Below are 25,412 nucleotides of genomic sequence, written 5' to 3'. Positions count from 1 at the left end.
CTCGTCAGAATAATTACCTTTATATCATGTTCAAAAAGATGATACTCATCTACAAGAACACCAAACTATCATTCATAAAATAATAATTTAATAGACATGTTCAAACTGAAGGGGTATTTAAATCGGTTGAACCTTATAGAGAGGGCGGTAATTATGATGACTACAGCAGAACAAATTCCATTCCAATTGATTTTAAATAGTGGTAACGCACGAAGCTTTGCGATGGAGGCACTTCAATTTGCCAAACAGGGGAAAATGGTAGAAGCAGATGAAGCGATGGTAAAGGCGAAAGAAGCGATTAATGAAGCGCATCATTTTCAAACAGAGCTCATACAATCAGAAGCAAGAGGAGAAAAAACAGAGGTTAGTGTTCTTTTAATTCACGCACAAGATCATTTAATGAATGCGATTACAGTGAAAGAATTAGCAGCAGAGTTTATCGATCTTTATAAAAAGCTTGATGCGAAAGGGGAATAAAGCATGACTGGAATTAAAATTGCTACAATCGGCGGTGGATCTAGTTATACACCAGAGTTAATTGAAGGATTTATTAAGCGTTATGATGAGCTTCCTGTTCGTGAAATTTGGTTAGTAGATATTGAGGCAGGAAAAGAAAAGTTAGAAATCGTTGGTAACTTAGCGAAACGTATGGTGAAAAAATCAGGTTTACCAATCGAGGTACATTTAACACTTGATCGCCGTGAGGCATTAAAAGATGCTGACTTCGTAACAACACAACTTCGCGTTGGTTTATTAGAAGCACGTGCAAAAGATGAAGCAATCCCGCTAAAATATGATGTAATCGGTCAGGAAACAAATGGTCCTGGTGGTCTATTCAAAGCGTTGAGAACGATTCCTGTTATTTTAGATATTTGTAAAGATATGGAGGAGCTCTGTCCGAATGCATGGTTAATTAACTTTGCAAATCCAGCTGGTATGGTAACAGAGGCTGTCCTTCGTTATACAAATATTCAAAGAGTAGTTGGTCTATGTAACGTTCCAATCGGAATCCGCATGGGTCTTGCAAGATTACTTGAAGTAGATGCAAGTCGTGTCCACGTTGATTTCGCAGGTTTAAATCATATGGTATACGGACTAGATGTATACTTAGATGGCGTAAGTGTAATGGATCGTGTGTTAGAGCTTGTGACAGATCCAGAAAAGCAAATTACGATGGAAAATATCGCAGCGCTTAACTGGGAACCAGACTTTATTCGCGGCCTTCGTGCAATTCCATGTCCATACCATCGTTACTACTACAAAACACGTGAAATGTTAGAAGAAGAGAAAGAGGCTTCTGTTGAAAAAGGTACACGTGCAGAAGTAGTAAAACAATTAGAAAATGATTTATTTGAGTTATATAAAGACCCGAACTTAGATATTAAACCACCACAATTAGAAAAACGTGGCGGAGCTTATTATAGTGATGCAGCATGTAGCTTAATTACGTCTATTTACAATAATAAAGGTGATATCCAGCCTGTTAATACACGAAACAACGGAACAATTGCAAGCTTACCACATGATTCAGCTGTTGAAGTGAACTGTATTATTACGAAAGAAGGCCCAAAACCAATTGCAGTTGGAGATCTTCCAGTACCAGTTCGCGGTTTAGTACAACAAATTAAATCATTCGAGCGCACAACAATTGAAGCTGCTGTTACAGGGGATTATCATAAGGCGCTGCTTGCTATGACAATCAATCCACTTGTACCATCAGATAAAGTTGCAAAACAAATTTTAGATGAAATGTTGGAAGCACATAAAGAGTATCTTCCACAGTTCTTTAAAAAGGTAGAGAAGTAAAAGCGGCGCTATTTAGCCCGCTTTTTTTATTCTATTAGGAGGTATTATGATGATTAAGTTAATTGTAAATGCAGATGATTTCGGTCTTACAGAAGGTACAAATTACGGCATTATTGATGGGCATATAAATGGACTTGTAAATTCAACGACGATGATGATGAATATGCCAGGAACAGAGCATGCGGTACGCTTAGCGAAAGAGTATAACCTACTCGGAGTAGGCGTACATCTCGTATTAACAGCAGGGGAACCACTTCTTGGAAACGTACCATCACTTGTAGGTAGCGACGGATCGTTTCATAAACAAAGTGTTGTAAGGGAAGGGAATATAAATCCAGAAGAAGTTGAGAGAGAGTGGACTGCTCAAATTGAGAAATTCCTATCTTACGGATTAACACCAACTCATTTAGATAGTCATCATCATGTACACGGATTACCGATCTTACACGAGGTTCTTGAGAGATTAGCAGCTAAATATAATGTTCCAATTCGTCGTTGTGGGGAAGATAGAGCGGTGCATCCATTTTCTGATGTATTTTACAGTGACTTTTATGCGGATGGTGTGACGGAAGATTACTTTGTGAAGTTAAAAGAAAGAGTACAAGGTGAACAAACGGTAGAAATTATGGTTCATCCAGCTTATATTGATCCAGAGCTTGTGAAGCGTTCTTCTTACGTAATGGATCGTGTGAAGGAATTGCGTATTTTAACAGAGAGTGAGTTGCCTGAAGGGATAGAACTTGTGAAGTTTTAATAGAAAAACGACGGCTACATCATGCCGTCGTTTTTTATTTACAAAATGGATAGAATATATCCGCCAAAAGCTCCAAGTATAACGATAACCCAAGGCGGTGCTTTCCAAAAAGCTAGTAAGCAAAAAAGAAGCGAAGCGAAAACGAAATCTGAAGCATTTATAATTGTACTCGTCCAAATGGAATCGTAAAAAGCGGCAATTAAAATACCAACAACTGCGGCGTTAACACCAAGTAGTGCGCCTTGTATGAATGATATTTTTCTCACATTGTTCCAAAATGGTAAAACACCAATAACGAGTAAGAAAGCAGGGAGGAAAATCGCAATTGTTGCGATTATTGCCCCAAGCGTCCCGTTTAACACTGCTCCTATATAAGAGGCGAATGTAAATAGTGGTCCTGGTACTGCTTGTGTTAATCCGTATCCAGCTAGGAACTGTTCTTTCGTCATCATTCCGTTTTGTACGAACTCACCTTCAAGAAGGGGCAGCACGACGTGTCCTCCTCCAAATACAAGTGCGCCAGAGCGATAGAAACTGTCAAATAAAGCGATGTAATAAGAGAACGGTCTTAATATTGGTAGCAGTAGTAATAGTCCAAAGAATAAGACGAGGCAAGAAACTGCTATCTTTTTTGAAATAGGTAATCTTATATTTTGAGATTGGCTAATTGGTTGGTTGCGATATAAAAACCAACCGATAAAGCCACATATTATAATAAGGATGACTTGTGTCCAACTACTTGGCCATAATAAGGCGATTGCGGCAGTTACAATCGCAATCGTTGCACGATTTCGATCTGGAGTTAACTTTCGCGCCATTCCCCATATGGCATGAGCGACAATAGCGACTGCTACAAGTTTTAGTCCATGAATCCAGCCAGCACTTCCAAGATCGAACTGATTAAGGAATGAGGCGAAGAAAACTAAAACAAGCACAGACGGTAAAGTGAATCCAATCCATGAAATAATAGCTCCTAAAAGCCCGCCCCTTAATAATCCAACCCCCATACCGACTTGACTGCTGGCAGGACCAGGAAGGAATTGACATAGCGCTACTAAATCTCCATAGCTTCGTTCATCCATCCATTTTCTTTTTTGCACGTATTCGTGGTGGAAATAGCCGAGATGAGCGACAGGACCGCCGAATGAAGTAAGTCCTAATTTAAATGAGACGAGAAAAATCTCTAATAATGTATGAAAAGTGTATTTGTTAGTTTTCAATGGAACCTCCTATAATGTTTTTCTATGTGCATTATACAAGAGACTTTCAATCTACAGGAACAATCACAATGTAAAGATTTTGTGAATCTTTTCTTTGTAATTAAAATTGAAAAAGTCATAAATGATTATGTTTAAACCATAAAGTAGTAGAAGTAGTGCTGGGAAATTTATATAAGGAGAATGCCTTATGACAACACATTTCTTTGCCAGGTTAACAGGTAAGAGGGAAGTGCCTCCTGTAAATACAGAAGCTTTTGGGGTAGCAGAGTTTATTTTTAGTGATGATTTAACGAAATTGCATTACAGAGTAATACTAAAAAATATAGAAAAGGTTACATCTTGTCAAATTCATTTAGGGAAGTCTACTCAAATTGGTCCTGTTGTTTTATATTTGTATGGTCCACTGGAGCAAGGGATTAGCTTGAACGAGGGAAGTATTACTGGTGTAGTGAATGTAGAGGATTTTGAGGGACCTTTACAAGGGAAATCATTCGTACATTTACTTCAAGAAATTATTCAAGCAAATGTATATGTTAATGTCCATACGAAATCACAAAAAAGAGGAGAAATAAGAGGGCGAGTTAGAAAAGTAAAGAAATAGAGGCAAAGGCTGTCCATATGTTGGAACAGCCTTTTCTCATTATATAAGGTGCTAGTTTTAGCAATTATTGTCGGTAAATCGATATATTTTGAAAATCGCTGATATAATCTGAGTTACGCCGATATATTTTGAAAATCGCTGATATAATCTGAGTTGCGCCGATATATTTCAATAATCGCTGATATAACTCACGTTACGGTCGATATTTTTAAAAACGGCCTCGATTAATTTTTCACAGGCTGATTTTTAATAAAGAAGTCCATAACATAAAATACTTCGTCATCAGGTATTTGTATTTCAAATGTATTTTCAATTGGTTGCAACGCTTTTTTTACTTTCATATACATCCAGTACTCATCTTGTCTTCTTTTCTCTTTATCAGGGTGAGGAAGAAGGCTTTCTCCTTTTTGAAGACGGTCAACCATACAGCTCATATGCAGAATAACACCCATTAAGCTATCAGGAGTTAGCTGTAAGGAAATTAATTCCTGAATTGTATTTAATGCGTAACGAATTGTTTTGATAAGTAATGCTCCATCGTTACGCTGCATTTGTTGTTCAAGAATATCCGCCATTTTCGCATATGTTTCTTCATACGTAATTAATTCTTGAATTGGCTGAATCGCTGTGTAGTTTACGATGTCTTGGAAATGATATGTTAAGCATGGTACTTGCACATCGAAATTCGTGACGATACAAATGATGTTACGCTCTTTTTTTATGTTCTCAATCATTTTCGTTAAATCTTTTTCATGGACGATACTAATCGGAATAATTTCAATTAAGTCTTTATCAAATCGTAAATAGTTCTCTAACATTTTTTGAATAGCTAAAGCACTTCCTTCACCAGTTAAGCAAGCTGTTAAAATAACAGATTTCATTGGAGAGAGAGGTTTTTTCTTTTCTTCTTGTACGTTTAAGTAAAATGGTGTTAAATTTTTTACTGTTTCATACAGCGCATCTAATGAATAACCGAGCTGAGCTTTTCGAGCTGCTTCTAGTGCGTGTGGTGTGCTCGTCATCGAGAGAACACGTACAGGGATTTTGAACTCCGTTTCTAATATGTCACCGATATAAGCAAGTGACCCCATATCGACAAGTAAGAGAAGCCCATTTACATTTTGTAGTGTTTTCATATACACTTTCACACGTTCCAAGAAATCTTTCGGTGATTCGTGTAACGGCATATCAATACCGGTTACTTCCTCAATGCCGAGAAGTTCGTTTGCGACGTTTGCCATTTCAGTTGCGATGCCATTACCGTGTGCTAATATTAATACTTTTACTTCTGTTTGTGAGGCAGGAATTGGATCAACAACGAAGAACATTGTTAAAAAGCCAGCTTCATCAATAGGCATTGTTATTTGTAATTCTTCCTCCAGTAGTTGAATGCATTGCATAGCTACGGAAAAAGCTTCTTTATATTTCGTACGAATCTGATTTAATTGTGGGTGATGTATTTGTTTTCCGCTTTGTAAACGTTGTAGAGTTGTCTGTACATGTAAACTTAAAGCGAGAAATACTTTTTCATCAAACGTCTTAGATAAATGCTTTTCAGCAAGTTCCGCTATTTTTTCACATACGGAAACGATATTACGATCCACAATTTTAAAAACATTTTCATGGCTTGTTTTTTTTGATATTTGGTTAAAATATTGTACGAAAAAGCTTTGAACATCATTTTCTATTAGTAATTCTAATTCTTCCTCTTCAATACCACGTGCTTGAAGTTCTTCGTATTTATAATCAATATAATCGTAAATAGAGGAGCGTTTTTCATCTTCTGTTTTATGATTACTCCAACCTTCCTCACCTGTAAATACAAATGTTTCATTTGGTATTTGGTATAAGTGACGGCTCTTCCTTTCAATGAACAACCCTTCTTTCATATACCAAGGTAAATCTGTACTTGAAACATAGACAGAATCACGTTTCTTTGTGACCAAATCAGAATAGGCTTTCGCACAGGCAATTTGAACATCTGTTTTTAATTGACCAATGTTATTGGGACAATTGTAAAAGACGAAAGCACGCATTGCATTTGGGCTAACGTGAATGTCTTTTCGTAGACGAATTGCTTCATTTGTGAAAAATAGCTGTAGTAAAGCAAAGCGCTCTTTATGTGTACGCTCACGAAGTGGTGGCAGCGTAACAGTCATTGGTATACGTCTTGTAAATGTTTTTAATAAAAATGAATTTGGTTCTTCTGTTGTTGCAGTAATGATTAATACTTGTGCTTTACGTTCGTTCTCTGTTTCTCCAAGGCGGCGGTATACTCCGCGGTCAATAAAGGTGAAAAGCATTTCTTGTCCCTCTGGAGGCAGGCGATGTACTTCATCTAAGAAAAGAATTCCTTCATGTGCTTTTTCAATTAACCCTTTTTGATCACTTGCTCCTGTATAAGCTCCTTTTTTAATCCCAAATAATTGCCCGAGTAGTAGCTGTGGATTATTTGCGTAATCAGCACAGTTAAAGACGATAAATGGTGCATCTTTGGGAAGCTGTTCAACTTCAATTGCATATTCGTGCATTAAAGAAGCAAACATAGACTTTCCGACCCCTGTTTCTCCCAGTAGTAAAGTATGCATACCGTTTGGAGGATAGAGAATAGAAGCTTTCGCTTTTTCAATTGCAATTTTAAGGCTCGTATTTTCAATTGCAAATGTATCTAATGAAGTTATGTCTTTTGAATGCGTTTCCAACGAAGTGTTCGTTTCTATGTAAAAACGAACAGGTCGCGTATTTGTTTTTAATAAACGTTTATCTTTTACAAGTTTGTTTAAATCGCTACTTACATTGGCGCGATCTAGTTGCAGAAATGTAGCGAGTTCTGATGCGGTTACACCTTCTGTATAATTGCCTTTTTGTATTGCGTTAAAAATGAGATCTATTCGTTTCATTTCTATTCACCTCGAAACTTCATCACTATTTAAAATTTTACACAAAAATGGGAAGGGTGGGAAGAGAAAAATAAAACAGCTTTAGCACATAGGCACTAAAGCTGTTACAATCTTGTGTCTTTCCAAAAATTCACCTTGAGATGAGAAGAAGGATTATAGGGAAGAAGTTTGTATCCTTGTGACTGTAAATAATCAATTACTTTTGGCAGTATTTGTACGGTTACACTCGAATCATGCATTAAAATGACTTCGACTTGTTCATCACTTTGGTTACGTACTCTTTCGAGTATGGCAGAAGGATTGTCATAGCTTTTCCAGTCGTATGTATCGATCGTCCAATCCCACATTTTATACTGGGCCGATACAAGTGCGTCACGGTAATTCTTTTTTAAGTAAGGCATACTACCATATGGAACGCGAACGAGATGTGTATTTAATTTCGTAACTTGCTGGACAATGCTTTGTGTTTGCTCCATTTCTGCAATTAAAGTGGAAGGGTCACCAGTGTAAAGGCGTTTTACATCATGTGACATGCTGTGGAGCCCGATATAATGTCCTTCTTTAATTAATCGTTGCATCGTTTTTGTGTAATGTGGCACTTTTCCGCCAATAACAAAGAAAGTTGCTTTTCCGTTCTTTTCTTTTAAGATGTTTAAAATTTGTGTAGTATATTTGTTTGGCCCGTCATCAAATGTTAAGTACGCAATTTTTTGTGTAGGAGAAGTTGTTTCAGTATTTGGATGATATTCAGCAGGAATAACAGTTGTTGCTTCAGTATTAGATGATACGTACATAGTAATCGTTAAAAATAAAATAATACATTGAAATACTCGCTTGATCATAACATTCACCCTCAGTTTGACAATCAAGATGTAAAAAAGAAAACTTGATACTTTTCTTATTATGTATATCTTTCTCCAATAGAGGAACTCTCAAACAATCTATATTTTGGAAATATAAAATGAGAATAAAAAATAGCATCCTCTTATAAGAAAGAGGATGCTATTTGAATATTTCATAATTGAAAAGGCTATACTACAATTAGTCTTCGCGTTTTTTCACTTTTTTATAAAAGGAAATGATTGGTTTGTAGCGTTCATGTACAAGCCCGATTATTTCAGCGATGATTTCTGTGAAGAAAATCAAAGCGAAAAGAAGAATAATGGATAACCATAACGTTGCACTAGTGAAAATAATGGCATTTACACTAAAGAAAATACCGAATGCGTATATAATTAGTACCGTTTTGCGATGAGAGAATCCCATTGCAAGTAAGCGGTGATGTAAATGCGATTTATCTGGTGCTGAAATAGGTTTTTTATTTACGATACGACGGATGATTGCAAATATCGTATCAAATATAGGTACACCTAAAATGATAATTGGAACGATAAAACTGAATAACGTTACACTTTTGTATAATCCAAGTAACGATATAACAGAAATACAGTATCCTAAAAATAGTGCTCCTGTATCTCCCATGAAAATTTTTGCTGGATGGAAGTTGTAGAATAAAAATCCAATTGTACTTGCTAATATAATTAATGCAAGTGGCAAGATAATAGCTGTTCCAGTACCCCATGGGCTAGTGAAGGCCATATATGCTAGCGTTGCAAGTACGATAGATGAAATCCCAGCAGATAATCCATCTAAGCCGTCAATTAAGTTGATTGCATTCGTAATACCTACAAGCCAAAATACTGTAATTGGATAAGCAAGCCATCCAAGTTCAGTATCCCCAAGGAATGGGATATATAATACTTGCACTAATAATCCACTTTTTACAATCATAATGGCAACTAACAGTTGTCCACCGAATTTTACTCTCGCAGATAACTCGTACATATCATCTAAAATTCCGATGATTACAATGATAATCGCACCTAGCGTTATCGATAACATTCTTTGTTCATATAAGCCGCCGACAACAAATCCTACAGCTACACCAATAAATATTGCCAACCCGCCAAGACGTGGCATAATCTTTTGGTGCACTTTACGTGCGTTTGGCTTATCTGTCGCTCCTATTTTAAAAGCTAATTTAATAACTAAAGGAGTAACGACGAGTACAGTGATGAAAGATGCCAAAATGGCATAAATCACTTGTGAGTCCATTAATACCCCACCCTTTATAGTCTAACGTAATTTTTTTTTGAAAATATATTTATCTGAAAATTATGATGTTTATTTACAGGCTCATAACATATGGTATCACAAAAAGATTAGAATTCAATCTTTTTTTCTTTTTACGGTTAATGGAAGCGGATAGAATATATGACAATTGTATATAGAATGTTGAATCATATAAGAAGGTTAATCGTACTGGGCTTTGGAATGTAACATTTCCTCTTTTTCTTCAATAGTGAATACTTTTATTTCAGTATTATAAGTGTTGCACGTAGAAATGAGTAAGTTTCGTGTTAAAATGTGGGAATTTATCACGCGTGACCTGGCAGCCTGATTCTCACTGATTAAGTTTTACTTTATAGTGCATTTAATTTTACAAAAACTTTAAAAAAAGTAAGGGAAGTAATTCATATAATGAAGAAGGAAAAGGGTTTTCTCATTTTTAATATGAGAGGGGGAAGCGCAGGGAGAGTTCTATATTTCATATCTTTTCTATTGTAAATTCCTGTGCGAAAAGGAAATGAAAATTACGATAGTAGGTACTGGATATGTTGGATTGATTACAGGAGTAGGATTGGCAAAATTAGGGCATTCAGTTACATGTTTTGATATAGATGATGAAAAAATTGAACGGATAAAACAAGGGGATTTACCTATTTATGAGGCCAGATTACATGAATTAATAAATTATGCATATGAGAATAATGCTTTAACTTTTACATCAAATAAAGAAGAGGCATTTGATGATGTAGAGTTTATATTTATTGCAGTTGGAACACCACCGTTATTAGATGGGACGGCAGATTTAACGTATATTCAGAGTGCTTGTAACGATATTGGATTATATGCGACGAACGATATTATTGTTGTTACGAAAAGTACAGTTCCAGTAGGCACAAATGATGTAATGAAGGGATGGATTGAGGAGAAGTTAAAAGGGAGGCATACAGTACATATCGTATCGAATCCAGAGTTTTTGCGTGAGGGTTCAGGTATTTATGATTTCTTTCATGGAGATCGTATTGTAATTGGAGCGGATAGTAAGGAAGTAGCAAGAAGAGTAGAGAGTTTGTATAGTCAATTATGCTTAGAAACGTATGTTACAGATATTAAAAGTGCGGAGATGATTAAATACGCGTCGAACGCCTTTTTAGCTACAAAGATTAGTTTCATTAATGAAATTTCAAATATATGTGAGAAGGTAGGCGCGAATGTATTGGATGTTGCCAAAGGGATGGGAATGGATAAGAGAATCGGTGCATCTTTTTTAAATGCGGGCATTGGCTACGGAGGGTCGTGTTTTCCGAAAGATACGAAAGCACTGGTACAAATTGCGGGAAATGTTGCTCATGATTTTCGTTTGTTAAAAGCAGTTATTGAAGTAAATAATAAGCAACAGCTGCTATTGATTGAAAAAGCGAAAAAAGTTATGAACATGAATAAAAAGCGGATTGCAGTTCTTGGCGCATCCTTTAAACCGAATACGGATGATATTAGAGAGGCATCATCTCTTATTATAATAGAAGCATTAATTAATATAGGTGCAGATATTGTTCTTTATGACCCAAAAGCAATTCAATATGTAAAGAATATATTTGGAGATGCTATACAATATAGTAGATGTATAGATGAATCGATTAGAGATGCGAGTGCGGTTTTTATCGTAACAGAATGGGGAGATATTCAAACTTATCCGTTAGAAAAGTACGTACAACTTATGAGGGAGCCTATTTTATTTGATGGGAGAAATTGTTATACTGATGAAGATGTTAAGAAACAAAAGATAGATTATTACTCGGTGGGAAGAAAAAGTATTTGTAATAGAAAAGTTTCTGTTATGCGTTAAAAAGGGATGTACTCATGCATATTTTTATATGTCATAATAGAAGCTGTAATTAGTGAAAGAAAAGAGGCAATCACATGACTGAACGTTTAAAAGTAATGACAATTTTCGGGACACGTCCAGAAGCAATTAAAATGGCACCTCTTGTATTAGAGTTGCAAAAACACCCAGAAAAAATTGAATCGATTGTGACTGTAACAGCACAACATCGCCAAATGTTAGATCAAGTATTAAGTATCTTTGGAATTACGCCAGATTTCGATTTAAATATTATGAAAGACCGCCAAACTTTAATTGATGTTACAACGCGTGGTTTAGAAGGTTTGGATAAAGTAATGAAAGAAGCGAAGCCGGATATTGTACTTGTACATGGTGATACAACAACAACATTTATTGCAAGTTTAGCTGCTTTTTATAATCAAATTCCAGTAGGTCATGTTGAGGCGGGCCTTCGTACGTGGGATAAGTATTCTCCATACCCAGAAGAGATGAATCGTCAATTAACAGGTGTAATGGCGGATCTTCATTTCTCACCGACAGCAAAATCAGCAACGAACTTACAGAAGGAAAATAAAGATGAGTCACGTATTTTCATCACAGGAAATACAGCGATTGACGCGCTACAAACGACTGTAAAAGAAACATATAGTCATCCTGTACTAGAGAAACTTGGAAATGATCGTCTTGTACTTATGACAGCTCACCGCCGTGAAAACTTAGGTGAACCGATGCGTAATATGTTCCGTGCAATTAAGCGTCTTGTTGACAAACATGAAGATGTACAAGTTGTGTACCCTGTTCATATGAACCCTGTTGTTCGTGAAATAGCAAATGAAATTTTAGGTGAACATAACCGTATTCATTTAATTGAGCCGCTAGATGTAATTGATTTCCACAATGTTGCAGCTCGTTCATACTTAATGTTAACGGATTCTGGTGGTGTACAAGAAGAAGCTCCATCACTTGGTGTACCAGTTCTTGTTCTTCGTGATACAACAGAGCGCCCTGAAGGTATTGAAGCAGGTACGCTGAAATTAGCAGGAACAGACGAAGAGACAATCTTTGGTCTTGCTGATGAGCTGCTATCAGATAAAGAAGCTCATGATAAGATGGCGAAAGCATCTAACCCTTACGGTGATGGTCGTGCATCAGAGCGTATTGTAGAAGCAATTTTACAGCACTTTAATAAGTAAATAAAAAAGGCCCAATCGCATAGATTGGGCCTTTTTGTTACGGCTGATTGCGCATAATCCACTCTGCATGAGCATTTGTAGAAGGTGGCGGATCAGTTGGTGTTTTATTTTGGTTTGTTGCTTTTTTTGTTTGTTCGTTAGAATTAGAATTTGAATCAGGACTTGAGTTGTTTTTTGTAGTTGGTTTTTTTGCTTTTTCTCCTAATTCTTTTTCAATTTCGTTACGCACCGTTTCTACACTGATTGGATCTGGAAGGAAGTAATAAATACCGCCTATCTTTTTGTCTTCGCCTTCAAGCTTTAACGTTTGCATTGTAGAAGGATCAAATCCAGAAAGTTTATTGTAAAGAGCAAGTCCGTCTGAAATAGGAATGTCGGTTTTTATATATTTTCCAACGACAGCTGTTAAATCTTTAATTTTAAATACAGTAGAGGTGGAGTTTAGCTTTTGGGCAACAGCGGCCAGTAATTGTCTTTGTCTAGCAGCTCGACCATAATCGCCATTTGGATCTTGCTTTCGCATACGGACATAAGCAAGTGCTTCTTCACCGTTTAAGTTTTGCTGTCCTTGCTTAAACTGAATTTTTTTGTAGTAATCCACGTCAGAGCGCTCCCAGAAATCGAAGGGTACGTCAACGGTAACACCGCCAACAGCATCAACGATACCTTTAAAGCCTTGGAAATCAATTTTAATATAATGGTCTACAGGAACTTTTAGAAAACCTTCTACAGTTTTGATTGCCATTTCCTCTCCACCGTAAGCATGGGCGGCATTAATTTTGTCTTCTTTTCCCTTTCCGACAATCGGAACGCGGCTATCACGAGGAATGCTCATAAGCGAAATCTTTTTAGTTTTCGGATTGACTGTTGCAAACATTAATGAGTCTGTACGACCATTTTGACCATCTGTCGCATAATCTTCTATACCCATAATGAGAATTGTAAAAGGTTCCTTTGTAATTTCTACATCTTCGTTTCTTAAATCCGATTTTTCACGAGTAAAACCACTATACATCCCCATAAGAGAAGAGTAAGAATTTAACACATAAACTCCTATGCTGCCAAATAAAAATGCGAAAATAAGGAAGAAGAAAAGTTTCCTTCTTCGCTTCTTTTTTATTCTGCTATTTTGGAGATGATAATAACGTTCTTCCATATATAATCTCCTTAGTTCGTTAGTTCATTTGTAGGGAAGTAATTCACTACATTAATCTTTGAAGGTGATAAATGGGTTATGCTTAGATAACATCTTGTTCTAAGTACAACATATCTCCTTCTGTAATTGTACATTTCCCGTTTGTTAATTCAATCATCCAATCTGTAAATGCTTGTTTGCCGTCTTCTTCTACATACGTATCAAATGTGACATTTTCTAGATAATGAATATCTTTAATGGCATATTTTGAATTGCGTAATTCATTTTCCACTTTGCCAAGTAATGTGTAATCAATCTCGGTTTGCATCACACGCATTAGTTTTCGCTGGACAACACCGACATGATTAATGCCTTCGCTTGTACACTTTCCATATGCACGAATTAATCCACCTGCGCCAAGTTTAATGCCACCAAAATAGCGTGTTACGACGACGACGGTATCTTTTAGTCCGCGTTTTTTTAGTACCTCTAACATTGGTACGCCAGCTGTACCGCTAGGCTCACCGTCATCATTTGCCTTTTGAATATGATCTTGTTCGCCAATTAAATAAGCGGAACAATTATGTGTTGCATTCCAATGTTGTTTTTTTATTTTTTGTATAAATTCTTGAGCCTCTTCCTCAGTTGTTGCTCGGCTAATATAACAAATAAATCTTGATTTTTGAATGACGATTTCGTGTTCGCCGTAGTCTTTGATTGTAAAATATTGTAATAGCACTTGTGTACGCCCCTATCTATCAAAATGACTAGTACTTTCCATTTTAAAAGCGAGCCTTTTTATATTCAAACATTTTTTCTAAATATGCTGAAGTTTTTGGTGAGTATTTTATCTTTTTGTTGTAATTTGTCGAGATGGTAGGTATAATTTCAACCGGCATTTTCATGTATGGATGCACCATTTGTAGTTTTCGTGTAAAATTAGGAAATAAAACTTTTTATAAGGCAGGTACGAAAATGAAAATAGCTATTGTTACTGATAGTACGGCATATATACCGAAGCAAATTCGTGATGAACTCAATATATATATGATTCCATTAAACGTTGTGTTTGGAACAGAATCTTATCAAGAAGAAGCTGAAATTTCAGCAGATGATTTTTATGTGAAAGTACGTGAACAAGAGGAACTTCCAAAAACTTCTCAACCAGCAATCGGAAAGTTTGTTGAGCTATATGAAGAACTAGCTAAAGATTATGATGCAGTTATTAGTATTCACCTATCAAGTGGAATTAGTGGTACATATCAAACATCAACAACAGCTGGACAGATGGTAGAAGGTATTGATGTATACACGTATGACTCTGAAATTAGTTGTGAAGTACAAGGATTTTATGTGCGTGAAGGTGCAAAGTTAGCAAGTGAAGGAAAGAACCCAAAAGAAATTATCGCTCGTTTTGATGAAATGAAGAAAACGATGGACGCCTATTTTGTAGTTGATGATTTACATCATTTACAACGTGGTGGTCGATTAAATAGCGCGCAAGCTTTCATCGGCAGTCTGTTACAAGTGAAGCCAGTTTTATATTTTAGAGATAAAATCATTATTCCGTTTGAAAAGATTCGTACACGTAAAAAAGCATTAAAACGTATCATTGAAATTTTTGATGAGCAAGCAAGTAAAGGTGTACCTATGGAAGCAGTTATCATTCATGCACAACGTGAAGAAGAAGCGAATGAATGGAAGAAAGAATTAGAAGCAAAATATCCTCACGTCACAATTCGTACAGGTTATTTTGGAGCTGTAATTGGTACGCACTTAGGTGAAGGTGCATTAGGTCTTGGATGGTATACGAAGTAATAAAGATATAAAAAGCTCTCTTTTTAAGAGGGTTTTTTTACGGGTATGTTACGTTTAGTTGACAAGTTAATATTTGGAAATGGTAAAATGTACGTAAAATAAAATAATGAGGAAAGTTTTATAACTTACTTTTTACAAGAAACTATATTATAATGGAAGAGAGGTGAAACATATGGAGCATAATTCTTGTTTATGTCCAAAGTTTGAGTCAGCTTTTACTCTGCTTAGTAAGAAGTGGACTGGCTTAATTATTAAATCTTTGCTTGAAGAGTCGAAACGTTTTAGAGAAATCGCAGATATTATCCCAAATATGAGCGATCGTATGTTGTCAGAGCGTTTGAAGGAATTGGAAAGCGAGGGCATTGTAGTTCGTAATGTCTATCCAGAAGTACCAGTTCGAATCGAGTATGGCTTAACTGACAAGGGAAAAGCGTTAGAAAGTGTTATGGATGAGGTCCAAAATTGGGCTGAGAAATGGATGAAGTAGCATTTCATCTGTATTCGTATATTTAATAAAACGTAAGGAATTCCTTACGTTTTTTCTTTGTTTATAGAAGTGAGAAAAGTATATAAATTTCTACACATACATACAAAAATATACGCATTTTGCGCTAGAGCTACATATAATATTACATTTGTTTTACAAAAACGTAACATTAGCAAAAAAAATCCCGAATTATGGTATAAATTTTATAGGTTATATACGGAAAAAGAAAAAAGAAAGCGGTGTAAAAAATAAAATGAAAAAGCTAAAAATGGCATCTTGTGCATTAGTTGCAGGATTAATGTTTTCTGGGCTAACACCAAATGTATTTGCAGAAGATAAAATTTCTGACGTGAAATCACAAATTAACACACAAAATGACACTTTACATAAACAACAACAAGAACGTGATGAATTACAAAAGCAAATGAATGACTTAAACAAAACAATTCAAGGTTTAGATAAATCTGTTCAAGAGAATGCTGCAAAGCTTGATGAAACAATGAAAAAAGTTGCTGATACTGAGCAATTAATTGAAAAGAAAAATAAAGATATTGCAGAATTACAAACAAAGATTGCAAAACGTGAAGAGCTATTAAGAAAGCGTTTAGTCGCACTTCAAGAACAACCAAATACAAACGTTGTAACAGAAGTTCTTGTAAACTCTAAAAACGTTGCAGATTTAGTTGATCGTTTAACTTCTGTTTCTAAAATTCTTGAGTCTGATGAAGATATCATGAAAACACAACAAGAAGACCAAGCTAGTGTGAAAAAAGATGTTGCAACGGTAAAAGAAAAACAAAAAGAATTAAAAGAAGCACAAGCTCAAATTGAAACTGCTAAGAAAGAACTTGACGCTGAAAAAGAGAAAAAAGCAACAGCGGTAAACGATTTAAGCGGTAAAATGGATACAGTTGTAACTTCAATGACAAGTACGGAAGGTCAATTGAAAGAGCTTGAGAAACAAGCATTACAATTACAACGCATTGCCGAAGAAGAAGCACAAGCAAAAGCTGCACAAGAAGCTGCTGCTCAAAAACAAGCAGAGCAAGCTGCTAAAGCTGCGCAAGCTCAACCAGCACAAGCACCTGCAGAGCAAGCTGCACCAGCAAACAATGGTGGACAAGCTCAAAAAGAAGAACCTAAAAAAGAGGAACCAAAAAAAGAAGAGCCTAAGAAAGAAGCACCTAAACAAGAAGAGAAAAAGCCAGCTCCAACACCAGATTCAAATCCGACTCCGGGCGTAATTGGTAAGGCAAAGCAATACTTAGGTATGCCATATGTTTGGGGAAGTGCATCTCCATCAAACGGTGGTTTTGATTGTAGTGGATTCATTTCTTACATCTTTGGTGTAGGTCGTCAAGACGTTAATGGTTACTGGAATTCTGTTTCAAAAGTAAGTAGCCCACAACCAGGAGATTTAGTATTCTTCCAAGGTACTTATAAAGCAGGTCCATCTCACATCGGTATTTACGTTGGTAATGGCCAAATGATTCATGCTAGTGATAAAGGAATTGCGTACGGTGATATTAACAGTTCGTATAACCAAAAACATTTCTTAGGATACGGTCGATTCTAGGATTTATAAAAGAATAAAAAACGTGTATAAAGTCGATAGCTTACTATTTTATAAGTAGGTTATCGGCTTTTTTGAGTTTTTACGAGATGATGAGAAAGGTTTATAGTAGTGCTGGAGGTGATTGTTGATGCTAGCGGGGAAACAGTTGCTATTAGAAGAACTTTCTTCAGATTTACAGAGGGAATTAAACGATTTGAAAAAGAAGGGAGAGATCGTATGTGTACAAGGTGTAAAAAAGAAGAATTCTAAATATATGTGCCAACGCTGCGGAAATGTAGATCGGCGGCTATTTGCGTCGTTTTTATGTAAAAGGTGCAGTAAAGTGTGCGCATATTGCCGGAAGTGTATAACGATGGGGAGAGTAAGTGAATGTGCTGTACTTGTTCGCGGGATTGCTGAAAGAAAGAGAGAAAAGAATTCAAATTTGTTACAGTGGAACGGGACGTTGTCTACTGGCCAGAATTTGGCGGCGCAAGGAGTTATAGAGGCTATTAAGCAAAAAGAATCATTTTTTATTTGGGCTGTATGCGGGGCTGGGAAAACAGAGATGTTGTTTTACGGAATTAACGAAGCGCTTCAAAAAGGAGAAAGAGTTTGTATCGCAACGCCGAGAACGGATGTTGTTCTGGAATTAGCGCCGAGATTGCAAGAAGTATTTCCATATATAAAGGTAGCGGCTTTATATGGAGGGAGTGTGGATAAAGAAAAAGATGCAGTACTAGTCGTTGCGACTACGCATCAATTATTACGTTATTATAGGGCGTTTCATGTCATGGTTGTAGATGAGATAGATGCGTTTCCATATTGTGCAGATCAAATGTTACAGTACGCGGTAAAACAAGCGATGAAAGAAAAAGCGGCGCGTATTTATTTAACTGCGACTCCAGATGAAACGTGGAAGCGAAAACTTAAACAAGGTAAACAAAAAGGTGTTATTGTTTCTGGACGATATCATCGTCATCCTTTGCCAGTTCCTTTATTTTGTTGGTGCGGGAATTGGAAAAAAAACCTCATTCATAAAAGAATTCCTCGAGTTTTACTACAGTGGTTACAAACATACTTAAATAAAAAATTCCCTATTTTTTTATTCGTCCCCCATGTGCGATATATAGAAGAAATAAGCTTGTTGTTAAAACCATTAAACAATCGAATTGAAGGTGTACATGCAGAAGATCCAGGGAGAAAAGAAAAAGTAGCGGCTTTCAGAAAGGGAGAAATCCCATTATTAGTTACAACGACAATTTTAGAGCGAGGCGTAACGGTGAAAAATTTGCAAGTTGCAGTTTTAGGGGCGGAAGAAGAAATATTTTCAGAAAGTGCGCTCGTACAAATTGCGGGCCGAGCAGGGCGGAGCTTTGAAGCACCGTATGGAGAGGTCATTTATTTTCACTATGGCAAGACAGAGGCGATGGTGCGCGCGAAAAAACATATTCAAGGTATGAATAAAAATGCGAAAGAACAAGGATTGATCGATTAATGCATTGTTTACTTTGTGATGAGTGTTTTGTAGAAAAGATTAGTTGGTACACTTTTTTTGTAAAGTGTCATAGAAAATATATATGTGATAGATGTGAGCAGAAACTTTCCTATATTATAGGAAAAATTTGCATGGAGTGCGGGCGACCTTTAGAATTTGTTCCTGCCTCATTTCAAGAAGACGGTATTTGTATAGATTGTATAAGGTGGACGAAAGAGGAGAACTATCGTTCTTTTAAAAACCGTTCGTTATATATGTATGATGATGAGATGAAAGAAATAGTAGCACAGTTTAAGTTTCGGGGGGATGCGGAGTTAGTGCACATTTTTTATCGTCCTTTTCGAAGTTTATTTCAAAAGTATTTTGCCAATGTTTCAACCGTTATCGCTGTTCCGCTTAGTAAGGAAAGGGAAATTGAACGTGGTTTTAATCAAGCTGAGTTATTAGCAACTTGTTTGCCTGTCAAAATTTCTTATCCATCATTAAGAAGAAGGGAAACAGAAAAGCAAAGTAAGAAGACACGTAAAGAAAGGGTGTCAGGAAGCAATCCTTTTTATTTTCAGGGAGAAGAGATGTTTTCTGAGAAACATATTTTACTCGTTGATGACGTGTATACGACAGGGATTACAGTTAGGCAAATCGGAAGTTTGTTATATGAAAGAGGGGCAAGAGAAGTATCTAGTTTGACACTTTGTAGAAGTTAATATGGCAGTGTCGAAAGGGATAATAAAAAGGCGATAAGTCTTCTTTGACTTCATATGTTGTCATTCGTTATAGTCAAAATATGGGGCGAATGCCCTGATTTTTAGAGTGAAGGGAATGGAATGAACATGCAAGGAAGAGTGAAATGGTTCAATGCAGAAAAGGGATTTGGGTTTATTGAGCGTGAAGATGGTGACGATGTATTTGTCCATTTTTCTGCTATTCAACAAGATGGATATAAGTCATTAGAAGAAGGGCAACAAGTAGAGTTTGACATTGTAGATGGAGCACGTGGACCACAAGCAGCTAATGTTGTGAAACTGTAGGGTATATTGTTTTTGGAAGAGAAAGCTGCGTTTGTGGCAACGTTATATATATGTAGTAGAACCTCTTGTTTTTCGCAAGGGGTTTTTGTTATAGTGTAAGTTGTCAAAAAGTTGTTTCTTTTCTGTAACGAATTGTCCACAGTTATATTCGTTATTCACGATGTTAATAGGATAAAATAAAGATAGAAACGATGCATCTTTTCATTTCAACAAAAAACGATAAAAAAATCGCAATTCCACTAATTTTTTTAAAAAAGTTAGAAGGAGTTTTTAAGCCAATGTCGAAATTATAATACATAGGCTTGAAAGGAGGAATTCATCTATGAAATTCAACATTCGTGGTGAAAATATTGAAGTAACTCCAGCATTAAAGGAATATGTAGAGAAAAAACTAAGTAAGTTAGAGCGTTATTTTGATACATTCCCAGAGATTAAAGTTAATTTAAAAGTATACTCTGACAAGCAACGTGTCGAGGTAACAATACCATTTACTGATTTATTACTTCGTGCAGAAGAAACTAATAGCGATATGTACGCTGCTATCGATTTAGTAGTTGATAAAATTGAGCGACAAATTCGTAAACATAAAACAAAAGTAAATCGTAAGTTACGTGAGAAAGGTTCTATGAAAACGAACTTTATCCTTCCAGAAGCAGTAGCTGTTTTGGATGAGGTAGAAGAAGATGAATTAGAACTTGTACGTACAAAACGATTCGATTTAAAACCGATGGACGTTGAAGAGGCAATCCTACAAATGGATATGCTAGGACATAATTTCTTCGTCTTCACAAATGCTGATACAAACGAAACTAATGTTGTATATGGCCGTAAAGATGGGAAATACGGTTTAATCGAAACTAAATAATAATTCGAAAGCGCAGCCGAAATGGCTGCGCTTTTTTTGTATTTTTCGCAGCAAGGTTAAAAAAGTTTTATAAGTAGCCGATTTCATTAAGAAGTGATTTTTAGGCGGTATTTCCTCAAAACAGCAGGAGAAAATTCGAAACTTAGAGAGGTGAGTTACTCTTTATTATTTGGAACAGGCATAGGAATGTAGCTACCTTTACAAGTAATTCTTTGCTAGGGATATAGTATTGTTTTTAAAAATTTAACGAAATGTTCGCAAGTGTAAAAGTAATATTAAATATTCTGAAATCCATTGAAGGTGTGTTGAGGTGTTGTTACCATAATATTGTATTATATTGATTTTGTTCCTTCAGTGGAAAAATACAATCAATATAATGCTACAAATTATCGGAGGTGCTTTTAGTGGGCATTAAGAAAAAAAGTCGTTTTATGTTTGGATCTGTTTTATCGTTAGGTATTTTAGCTAGTACTTTCGCTCTAACCGAACCGGCTAAGGCTAGTACAAGGGATGACCATGTGAATTTTACCTTTAGACTTTGGAGTCCATATGATTATACTAATGCACGTCCTAAAGAGACGCCTACCTCTATGTATATGCGTGTGAAGAGCAGTGAGAAGGGCGGAGGTTCTTTCAATGTTTGGACAGAAGCAGATAAAAATAAAAATGCAGAAGATAGAAAATGGGTAAATGTTTCAGGTAAGCATGAAGGAACAGTGATACCAGGTAGAACATATCTTTTTCAAAATTATGCATATGAAAACCATGGGAAAAATGTGCCTGTGAGATTTGGTGGTTATTCTAGAGAAAATAATGCTTATCCTACTGCTTGGAGTCCTGATAGTGTAAGACCTAGTGGACCTTACATTGAATATTGATTTAGAAATTATAAATTGAAATTATTTATTTTATAGTGCTAGAAAAAGTCGTATAGTTTCAAATCCGGATTATACGACTTTTCCTGCTATTTCATTTTTAAAATAGGAGGAGCTGTAATGAGGTTTATTTCAAAATATATTTTAGTTTGTTTTTTTATATTGAGTATTAGTTTCTTAGTTTCTTGTCAAAAGAAAGTAGATGAACCTATTGTACATATTGAAGATACTTTAACGGAAAAAGATAATTTGAAAAGTATTGAATTAAAAGGAATTAACAAAAATACTATTTTTGAACAAGTGTTTTTGGACAGTGAAAATGGTGATGATTTCTTTCAAGGACAAATAGAAAAAAATGATAGTTTAATAGAGGATAAGCTTTCAAATAAAAAATTGAAATTAGGAGTTATACCAGAAAATTATTATGTTTTTTTGACGGGTGTTACGAATAAGAAAAAACCAACGTATCTCTTGGGACGGATTGAACAAACTGATGGAGAAATAATTCAGTGGAAACAAGAAGTTAAGAGTGTAAAAAGAAAAGGCGCAAATGATGTTTATCAGTATGAAGTTGAGTTTCCTAAATTTGAAGGAGAGAGAGCAAATGTTTCTTTTCGTTACATTTGGTTAAATAAAGAAAAGAAATGTTATGGTGTTGCGGATCAATTGTTCATATTAAAAAAGATTTAAATTTAATGGTTTATGGAGGAGCTATAGATGAGTTACTTTTTAGGAAGGATTTTAAAAGGTAGGATGTTTTGGTTGTCTTTATTTATTATGTTAGTAATTGTTATTGCTCAATATATTGCTATGTTTGTGACAACTAAAGGATTTAACGATGCTGGGATTATAAAGGTATCCCCATATTTATCTAATATTTTATATTTTAATAGATTATCGTTTTATAGTGAGTTTTATTTACTTATATTTCCTATGCTTTCCGCAATGGCTGTAGCAGGGATTTATAGAATTGATAAAAATTATGGATTTATTTATCCTGTTATTTCTAAGATGGGAACATGTTATTATTTTAAGCTGCTTTATTTTATTAATTTTATTGTATCTTTTTTTATTATAAGTGTCCCTTTACTATTTAATTTTTATTTATATGTGATGACTTATCCAACAGTTGCTCCGCATCCAATATTAAATTATATGGCTTCTACTGTTTCGCCAACAGCTCAATTTCATATAGTTTATTATAAGTACCCTACTTTATATTTTCTAATGTATGTATTTTTAAATGGTTTATACGGTGCGGTTTTTTCGAGTTTAGCTTTATCAGTTTCGTTTTTTATAAAACGAGTTTATTTTATTTATTTAGTTCCATTTATTTTACATATTTTTTGGCTTGGTATTGGAAAAGGGATTCTCAATCCTAAAGATTATTTAATTAAAGATTTTGGCTTTTTTGAATTACAAATTTTTCTTAGTGTACTGTTATGTATTTGCTTTTGTTCTGTAGTTCTTTATTTACGGGGGAGTAGGAAGCATGTTCTTTTATAATGTTATGAAAGAAACTATAAGGATGAAATATGTTTGGTTAAGTATTCTTTTTGTACTTAATGTTAGTATCATTGGTTGCTTGTTCAATTATTTTGAACCCGGAATTGTAAAAGAGAAAATGAACGAATTGGAAGCTTTGTATAAGGTTATGTCGTTGTATAATTTGTCCACTATATTTATTCCTTTAACAATTGTTTTTTCTGTATATTCTATGTCGAACTTTTTTAGTATTTATGTTGTTTACAGAGTGAATAATGCATTGAAATTAGTTTCTATATATTATTTAAAATTATTCGTTTTTGTTTACTTTTTTGCTGGGAGTATGATTTTACAGTTGTTTTTGATGTCAACTATGATGGCTGTAACTAGTGTTGATGTAAATTATCCATTATTATTTTGCATTCAATTATTTGCGAGTGTTTTTATATGTATGATAAGTGCTTTATTGCAATTATTTTTACCTAGTTTACTTGTAATAATATGTATGATTACTGCTGTTTTATTAGATAGATTTATATTACATGGATTTTTATTTACAAATGCTTTTTATATAAATGTCTTTGAAGATGCTACTGGTTTATTTATACGCTTATTTGGCTGTTTTTTTATCTTTTTTATAAGTGTATGGATTTTATCTAAAAAAAGTTATATTTCTATGAATGATGAGACAGAGGTGGTCTAGTTTACATTATGATCTTATATTATTTGTTAAAAAGAGATTTATATGTAAGGTTTCGAGATTCCATCAAGATAATGGTTTTTTTATTCTTAATTTACGCTATTATTGCAATTGCCTTTTTATACAATCAGCCTCTTAGTAATGGTAAAGAATCTGTATTAGTAGATGTTACCTTTTATCGATTTTTTCATGGAGTAGATTTTGTGGATTTATCTTATTTTTATAAGGAGGGGCGATTTTCTATCCCTTTTTATTGGATATTCTTTCAAATCACTCCTTTGTTGCTTGTAGGGAATTTTGCTTTTTCAGATATTCAACAGAATGGTGTTTATTTATTTCCTCGTGTTAAGAAGAAGCATTTTCTGTGGTTAACGAAAATATTATCTTTGTTTTTTTATATAATTATTATTTGGATTGGTATGTATTTTATTTGGTTTAGCGCTTACTATTTGCTTTCTTTAGGCGAGTATAATTTTTTAAATTTATATAGTCAATTTCCTTATAAGATATTAGGTACTATGCTAATTCAAATAATTATAAGCTTTTTATTAGCTTTGATTTTTGAGTTTTTAACTTTTTATATACCGATAACTATTGTTTTTGTACTAATGTTGTTGTACCTATTTTTGTCTATTTTCTTTCATAGTATTTATTTTTTAGGCTCTTTTGTTATGCCAAATCGTTGGTATTTTGTTGATCACAGTTCAATTCAATTGACTTTAGGTAATAATCAATCTATTCAATATAATGATTTACTTTTAATAGGAGTAGTAATTGTTGTTGTAATGATTTTATTAGGTAGTTTTTGTTTTAAAAAACTAGATGTGATAGGTGAATAATTTATGGACAATTATATTAAATGTGAATGTATGACGAAAAGATTAAAAGGAAATATTGTGTTAGATAATATTAGTTTGTCAGTAAAAAAAGGCGAATTTTTAGTTTTGAAGGGGCATAATGGCTCTGGTAAAACGATGATTTTACGCGCTATATCAGGGTTAATGCGCTTGAATTCTGGAGTTGTTTATATAGATAATGAAATAATTGGAAAACAAAAGCAATTTCCTGATTCTATGGGAATATTGATTGAATATCCAAGTTTTATTCCAGGGTATACTGGTTTTCAGAATTTGAAATTTTTATCATCGATTAACAATAAAATCTCCGATGAGGAGATTTATAATATTATTCAAAGGGTTGGACTTGATAAAACAGATAAGAGAAAGTATAAAAGATACTCTTTAGGTATGAAACAACGTTTAGGGATAGCGCAAGCTTTAATGGAACAACCAAAATTACTGTTATTAGACGAGCCAACTAATGCTTTAGATAGTGATGGGATAAAAGATGTTTTAGATATTTTGAAAGTAGAAAAAGCCAAGGGAACGACTATTGTTGTAGCCAGTCATGATGTGCATGTTCTAGATAATGAAATGGTAGATCGTATTGTACATGTTAATAATGGAAAGTTGGTAGATTAAGAGTGACGAGAAAACATATCTTAATAAGTATTGGATTGTGT

At 34.8% G+C, this 25,412-nt stretch carries 25 protein-coding genes; 19 read left to right on the top strand and 6 right to left on the bottom strand.

Translation table 11 applies throughout. From position 1 onward, the window contains the following. The first annotated feature begins 153 nt into the window (after nt 1-153). Genes AC22L0_RS22060 through chbG form a run of 3 tightly spaced genes read left to right on the top strand, consistent with a single transcriptional unit; the run spans nt 154 to nt 2,560 of the window. Entirely contained in the window at nt 154-477 is a 324-nt protein-coding gene (locus tag AC22L0_RS22060) for a PTS lactose/cellobiose transporter subunit IIA (RefSeq protein ID WP_087965205.1), read from the top strand. A 3-nt stretch (nt 478-480) separates the two neighbouring features. Then, complete coding sequence (celF, locus tag AC22L0_RS22055; protein WP_000145762.1) at nt 481-1,806, top strand: 6-phospho-beta-glucosidase; 1,326 nt, start codon at nt 481-483, stop codon at nt 1,804-1,806. 49 nt (nt 1,807-1,855) lie between these two features. Next, nucleotides 1,856-2,560: a chitin disaccharide deacetylase gene (chbG, locus tag AC22L0_RS22050; RefSeq protein WP_044584987.1), complete on the top strand. Its 705-nt coding sequence runs from the start codon at nt 1,856-1,858 to the stop codon at nt 2,558-2,560. 38 nt (nt 2,561-2,598) lie between these two features. Here the strand turns inward: chbG and AC22L0_RS22045 are convergent, their stop codons facing one another. Further along, nucleotides 2,599-3,780: a chromate transporter gene (locus tag AC22L0_RS22045; protein ID WP_487272436.1), complete on the bottom strand. Its 1,182-nt coding sequence runs from the start codon at nt 3,778-3,780 to the stop codon at nt 2,599-2,601. A 187-nt stretch (nt 3,781-3,967) separates the two neighbouring features. Here AC22L0_RS22045 and exsM point away from each other — a divergent pair, with 187 nt between their 5' ends. Beyond that, nucleotides 3,968-4,381, top strand: coding sequence for an exosporium regulatory protein ExsM (gene exsM, locus AC22L0_RS22040; RefSeq protein ID WP_000207046.1), 414 nt, complete (start codon nt 3,968-3,970; stop codon nt 4,379-4,381). A 224-nt stretch (nt 4,382-4,605) separates the two neighbouring features. Here exsM and AC22L0_RS22035 read toward each other — a convergent pair whose 3' ends face one another. The 3 genes from AC22L0_RS22035 to tagO all read right to left on the bottom strand — a co-directional run bounded on the left by AC22L0_RS22035 (nt 4,606) and on the right by tagO (nt 9,396). Continuing rightward, nucleotides 4,606-7,281: a sigma-54-dependent transcriptional regulator gene (locus tag AC22L0_RS22035; protein ID WP_000820967.1), complete on the bottom strand. Its 2,676-nt coding sequence runs from the start codon at nt 7,279-7,281 to the stop codon at nt 4,606-4,608. A 104-nt stretch (nt 7,282-7,385) separates the two neighbouring features. Beyond that, nucleotides 7,386-8,123, bottom strand: a complete 738-nt coding sequence (locus AC22L0_RS22030; protein ID WP_000597152.1) for a polysaccharide deacetylase family protein — start codon at nt 8,121-8,123, stop codon at nt 7,386-7,388. A 199-nt stretch (nt 8,124-8,322) separates the two neighbouring features. Further along, nucleotides 8,323-9,396, bottom strand: coding sequence for a UDP-N-acetylglucosamine--undecaprenyl-phosphate N-acetylglucosaminephosphotransferase TagO (gene tagO / locus AC22L0_RS22025; protein ID WP_000378319.1), 1,074 nt, complete (start codon nt 9,394-9,396; stop codon nt 8,323-8,325). A 532-nt stretch (nt 9,397-9,928) separates the two neighbouring features. On the opposite strand from tagO, the gene AC22L0_RS22020 reads away from it, so the two are divergent. Together AC22L0_RS22020 and wecB are read left to right on the top strand one after the other, a co-directional pair. Next, complete coding sequence (locus AC22L0_RS22020) at nt 9,929-11,254, top strand: UDP-glucose dehydrogenase family protein (protein WP_000704920.1); 1,326 nt, start codon at nt 9,929-9,931, stop codon at nt 11,252-11,254. A gap of 74 nt (nt 11,255-11,328) precedes the next feature. After that, nucleotides 11,329-12,444 carry a non-hydrolyzing UDP-N-acetylglucosamine 2-epimerase gene (gene wecB, locus AC22L0_RS22015; protein ID WP_000140145.1) on the top strand — a complete coding sequence of 372 codons (1,116 nt, stop codon included), beginning with the start codon at nt 11,329-11,331 and terminating at the stop codon, nt 12,442-12,444. 37 nt (nt 12,445-12,481) lie between these two features. Here the strand turns inward: wecB and AC22L0_RS22010 are convergent, their stop codons facing one another. Together AC22L0_RS22010 and AC22L0_RS22005 are read right to left on the bottom strand one after the other, a co-directional pair. After that, nucleotides 12,482-13,600 carry an LCP family protein gene (locus tag AC22L0_RS22010; RefSeq protein ID WP_000392785.1) on the bottom strand — a complete coding sequence of 373 codons (1,119 nt, stop codon included), beginning with the start codon at nt 13,598-13,600 and terminating at the stop codon, nt 12,482-12,484. 82 nt (nt 13,601-13,682) lie between these two features. Further along, nucleotides 13,683-14,318, bottom strand: coding sequence for a YigZ family protein (locus AC22L0_RS22005; RefSeq protein ID WP_000926665.1), 636 nt, complete (start codon nt 14,316-14,318; stop codon nt 13,683-13,685). Nucleotides 14,319-14,554: 236 nt separating this feature from the next. Between AC22L0_RS22005 and AC22L0_RS22000 the strand changes: the two genes are divergently transcribed. The 13 genes from AC22L0_RS22000 to AC22L0_RS21940 all read left to right on the top strand — a co-directional run bounded on the left by AC22L0_RS22000 (nt 14,555) and on the right by AC22L0_RS21940 (nt 25,371). Further along, nucleotides 14,555-15,397, top strand: a complete 843-nt coding sequence (locus AC22L0_RS22000; RefSeq protein WP_000684725.1) for a DegV family protein — start codon at nt 14,555-14,557, stop codon at nt 15,395-15,397. Between the two features lie 172 nt (nt 15,398-15,569). After that, the gene (locus AC22L0_RS21995; protein ID WP_000400857.1) at nt 15,570-15,884 is read left to right on the top strand and encodes a winged helix-turn-helix transcriptional regulator; all 315 of its coding nucleotides are present in this window, start codon (nt 15,570-15,572) and stop codon (nt 15,882-15,884) included. A 148-nt stretch (nt 15,885-16,032) separates the two neighbouring features. After that, complete coding sequence (locus AC22L0_RS21990; protein WP_044584985.1) at nt 16,033-17,460, top strand: C40 family peptidase; 1,428 nt, start codon at nt 16,033-16,035, stop codon at nt 17,458-17,460. A gap of 127 nt (nt 17,461-17,587) precedes the next feature. Continuing rightward, nucleotides 17,588-18,937 carry an ATP-dependent helicase ComFA gene (comFA, locus tag AC22L0_RS21985; RefSeq protein WP_000879428.1) on the top strand — a complete coding sequence of 450 codons (1,350 nt, stop codon included), beginning with the start codon at nt 17,588-17,590 and terminating at the stop codon, nt 18,935-18,937. Then, nucleotides 18,937-19,641: a ComFC family protein gene (locus AC22L0_RS21980; protein ID WP_087965213.1), complete on the top strand. Its 705-nt coding sequence runs from the start codon at nt 18,937-18,939 to the stop codon at nt 19,639-19,641. Before comFA ends, AC22L0_RS21980 begins: the two co-directional genes overlap by 1 nt. A 126-nt stretch (nt 19,642-19,767) precedes the next feature. After that, a complete protein-coding gene (gene cspC / locus AC22L0_RS21975) occupies nt 19,768-19,965 on the top strand; it encodes a cold shock protein CspC (RefSeq protein ID WP_001990088.1) in 198 nt (65 codons plus the stop codon). 322 nt (nt 19,966-20,287) lie between these two features. Continuing rightward, nucleotides 20,288-20,830: a ribosome hibernation-promoting factor, HPF/YfiA family gene (gene hpf, locus AC22L0_RS21970; protein ID WP_000671186.1), complete on the top strand. Its 543-nt coding sequence runs from the start codon at nt 20,288-20,290 to the stop codon at nt 20,828-20,830. A gap of 404 nt (nt 20,831-21,234) precedes the next feature. Continuing rightward, the gene (locus tag AC22L0_RS21965; protein ID WP_000511548.1) at nt 21,235-21,708 is read left to right on the top strand and encodes a DUF2712 domain-containing protein; all 474 of its coding nucleotides are present in this window, start codon (nt 21,235-21,237) and stop codon (nt 21,706-21,708) included. 117 nt (nt 21,709-21,825) lie between these two features. Next, nucleotides 21,826-22,395, top strand: a complete 570-nt coding sequence (locus AC22L0_RS21960) for a hypothetical protein (RefSeq protein ID WP_087965215.1) — start codon at nt 21,826-21,828, stop codon at nt 22,393-22,395. Nucleotides 22,396-22,422: 27 nt separating this feature from the next. Beyond that, the gene (locus AC22L0_RS21955) at nt 22,423-23,211 is read left to right on the top strand and encodes a hypothetical protein (protein ID WP_087965217.1); all 789 of its coding nucleotides are present in this window, start codon (nt 22,423-22,425) and stop codon (nt 23,209-23,211) included. Beyond that, nucleotides 23,198-23,893: a hypothetical protein gene (locus AC22L0_RS21950; RefSeq protein ID WP_000466510.1), complete on the top strand. Its 696-nt coding sequence runs from the start codon at nt 23,198-23,200 to the stop codon at nt 23,891-23,893. Before AC22L0_RS21955 ends, AC22L0_RS21950 begins: the two co-directional genes overlap by 14 nt. A 71-nt stretch (nt 23,894-23,964) precedes the next feature. Further along, the gene (locus tag AC22L0_RS21945) at nt 23,965-24,729 is read left to right on the top strand and encodes a hypothetical protein (protein ID WP_033667451.1); all 765 of its coding nucleotides are present in this window, start codon (nt 23,965-23,967) and stop codon (nt 24,727-24,729) included. Nucleotides 24,730-24,732: 3 nt separating this feature from the next. Further along, nucleotides 24,733-25,371, top strand: a complete 639-nt coding sequence (locus AC22L0_RS21940) for an ATP-binding cassette domain-containing protein (protein ID WP_000371027.1) — start codon at nt 24,733-24,735, stop codon at nt 25,369-25,371. The last annotated feature ends 41 nt before the right edge of the window (nt 25,372-25,412 follow it).

The organism is Bacillus sp. LQ01, from assembly GCF_057624735.1.
This window is presented reverse-complemented; position numbering and strand designations above follow the sequence as displayed.

What these genes read in the sequence shown, in the direction of transcription:
- AC22L0_RS22010 (WP_000392785.1), bottom strand. Translation starts at nt 13,600, where the DNA reads ATGGAAGAACGTTATTATCATCTCCAAAATAGCAGAATAAAAAAGAAG.
- comFA (WP_000879428.1), top strand. Translation starts at nt 17,588, where the DNA reads ATGCTAGCGGGGAAACAGTTGCTATTAGAAGAACTTTCTTCAGATTTA.
- AC22L0_RS22035 (WP_000820967.1), bottom strand. Translation starts at nt 7,281, where the DNA reads ATGAAACGAATAGATCTCATTTTTAACGCAATACAAAAAGGCAATTAT.
- AC22L0_RS21945 (WP_033667451.1), top strand. Translation starts at nt 23,965, where the DNA reads ATGGTTTTTTTATTCTTAATTTACGCTATTATTGCAATTGCCTTTTTA.
- AC22L0_RS22020 (WP_000704920.1), top strand. Translation starts at nt 9,929, where the DNA reads ATGAAAATTACGATAGTAGGTACTGGATATGTTGGATTGATTACAGGA.
- cspC (WP_001990088.1), top strand. Translation starts at nt 19,768, where the DNA reads ATGCAAGGAAGAGTGAAATGGTTCAATGCAGAAAAGGGATTTGGGTTT.
- AC22L0_RS22060 (WP_087965205.1), top strand. Translation starts at nt 154, where the DNA reads ATGATGACTACAGCAGAACAAATTCCATTCCAATTGATTTTAAATAGT.
- AC22L0_RS22000 (WP_000684725.1), top strand. Translation starts at nt 14,555, where the DNA reads ATGAAAATAGCTATTGTTACTGATAGTACGGCATATATACCGAAGCAA.
- AC22L0_RS21960 (WP_087965215.1), top strand. Translation starts at nt 21,826, where the DNA reads ATGAGGTTTATTTCAAAATATATTTTAGTTTGTTTTTTTATATTGAGT.
- chbG (WP_044584987.1), top strand. Translation starts at nt 1,856, where the DNA reads ATGATTAAGTTAATTGTAAATGCAGATGATTTCGGTCTTACAGAAGGT.
- hpf (WP_000671186.1), top strand. Translation starts at nt 20,288, where the DNA reads ATGAAATTCAACATTCGTGGTGAAAATATTGAAGTAACTCCAGCATTA.
- tagO (WP_000378319.1), bottom strand. Translation starts at nt 9,396, where the DNA reads ATGGACTCACAAGTGATTTATGCCATTTTGGCATCTTTCATCACTGTA.
- AC22L0_RS22030 (WP_000597152.1), bottom strand. Translation starts at nt 8,123, where the DNA reads ATGATCAAGCGAGTATTTCAATGTATTATTTTATTTTTAACGATTACT.
- celF (WP_000145762.1), top strand. Translation starts at nt 481, where the DNA reads ATGACTGGAATTAAAATTGCTACAATCGGCGGTGGATCTAGTTATACA.
- wecB (WP_000140145.1), top strand. Translation starts at nt 11,329, where the DNA reads ATGACTGAACGTTTAAAAGTAATGACAATTTTCGGGACACGTCCAGAA.
- AC22L0_RS21980 (WP_087965213.1), top strand. Translation starts at nt 18,937, where the DNA reads ATGCATTGTTTACTTTGTGATGAGTGTTTTGTAGAAAAGATTAGTTGG.
- AC22L0_RS21955 (WP_087965217.1), top strand. Translation starts at nt 22,423, where the DNA reads ATGAGTTACTTTTTAGGAAGGATTTTAAAAGGTAGGATGTTTTGGTTG.
- exsM (WP_000207046.1), top strand. Translation starts at nt 3,968, where the DNA reads ATGACAACACATTTCTTTGCCAGGTTAACAGGTAAGAGGGAAGTGCCT.
- AC22L0_RS21940 (WP_000371027.1), top strand. Translation starts at nt 24,733, where the DNA reads ATGGACAATTATATTAAATGTGAATGTATGACGAAAAGATTAAAAGGA.
- AC22L0_RS21950 (WP_000466510.1), top strand. Translation starts at nt 23,198, where the DNA reads ATGTTCTTTTATAATGTTATGAAAGAAACTATAAGGATGAAATATGTT.
- AC22L0_RS21995 (WP_000400857.1), top strand. Translation starts at nt 15,570, where the DNA reads ATGGAGCATAATTCTTGTTTATGTCCAAAGTTTGAGTCAGCTTTTACT.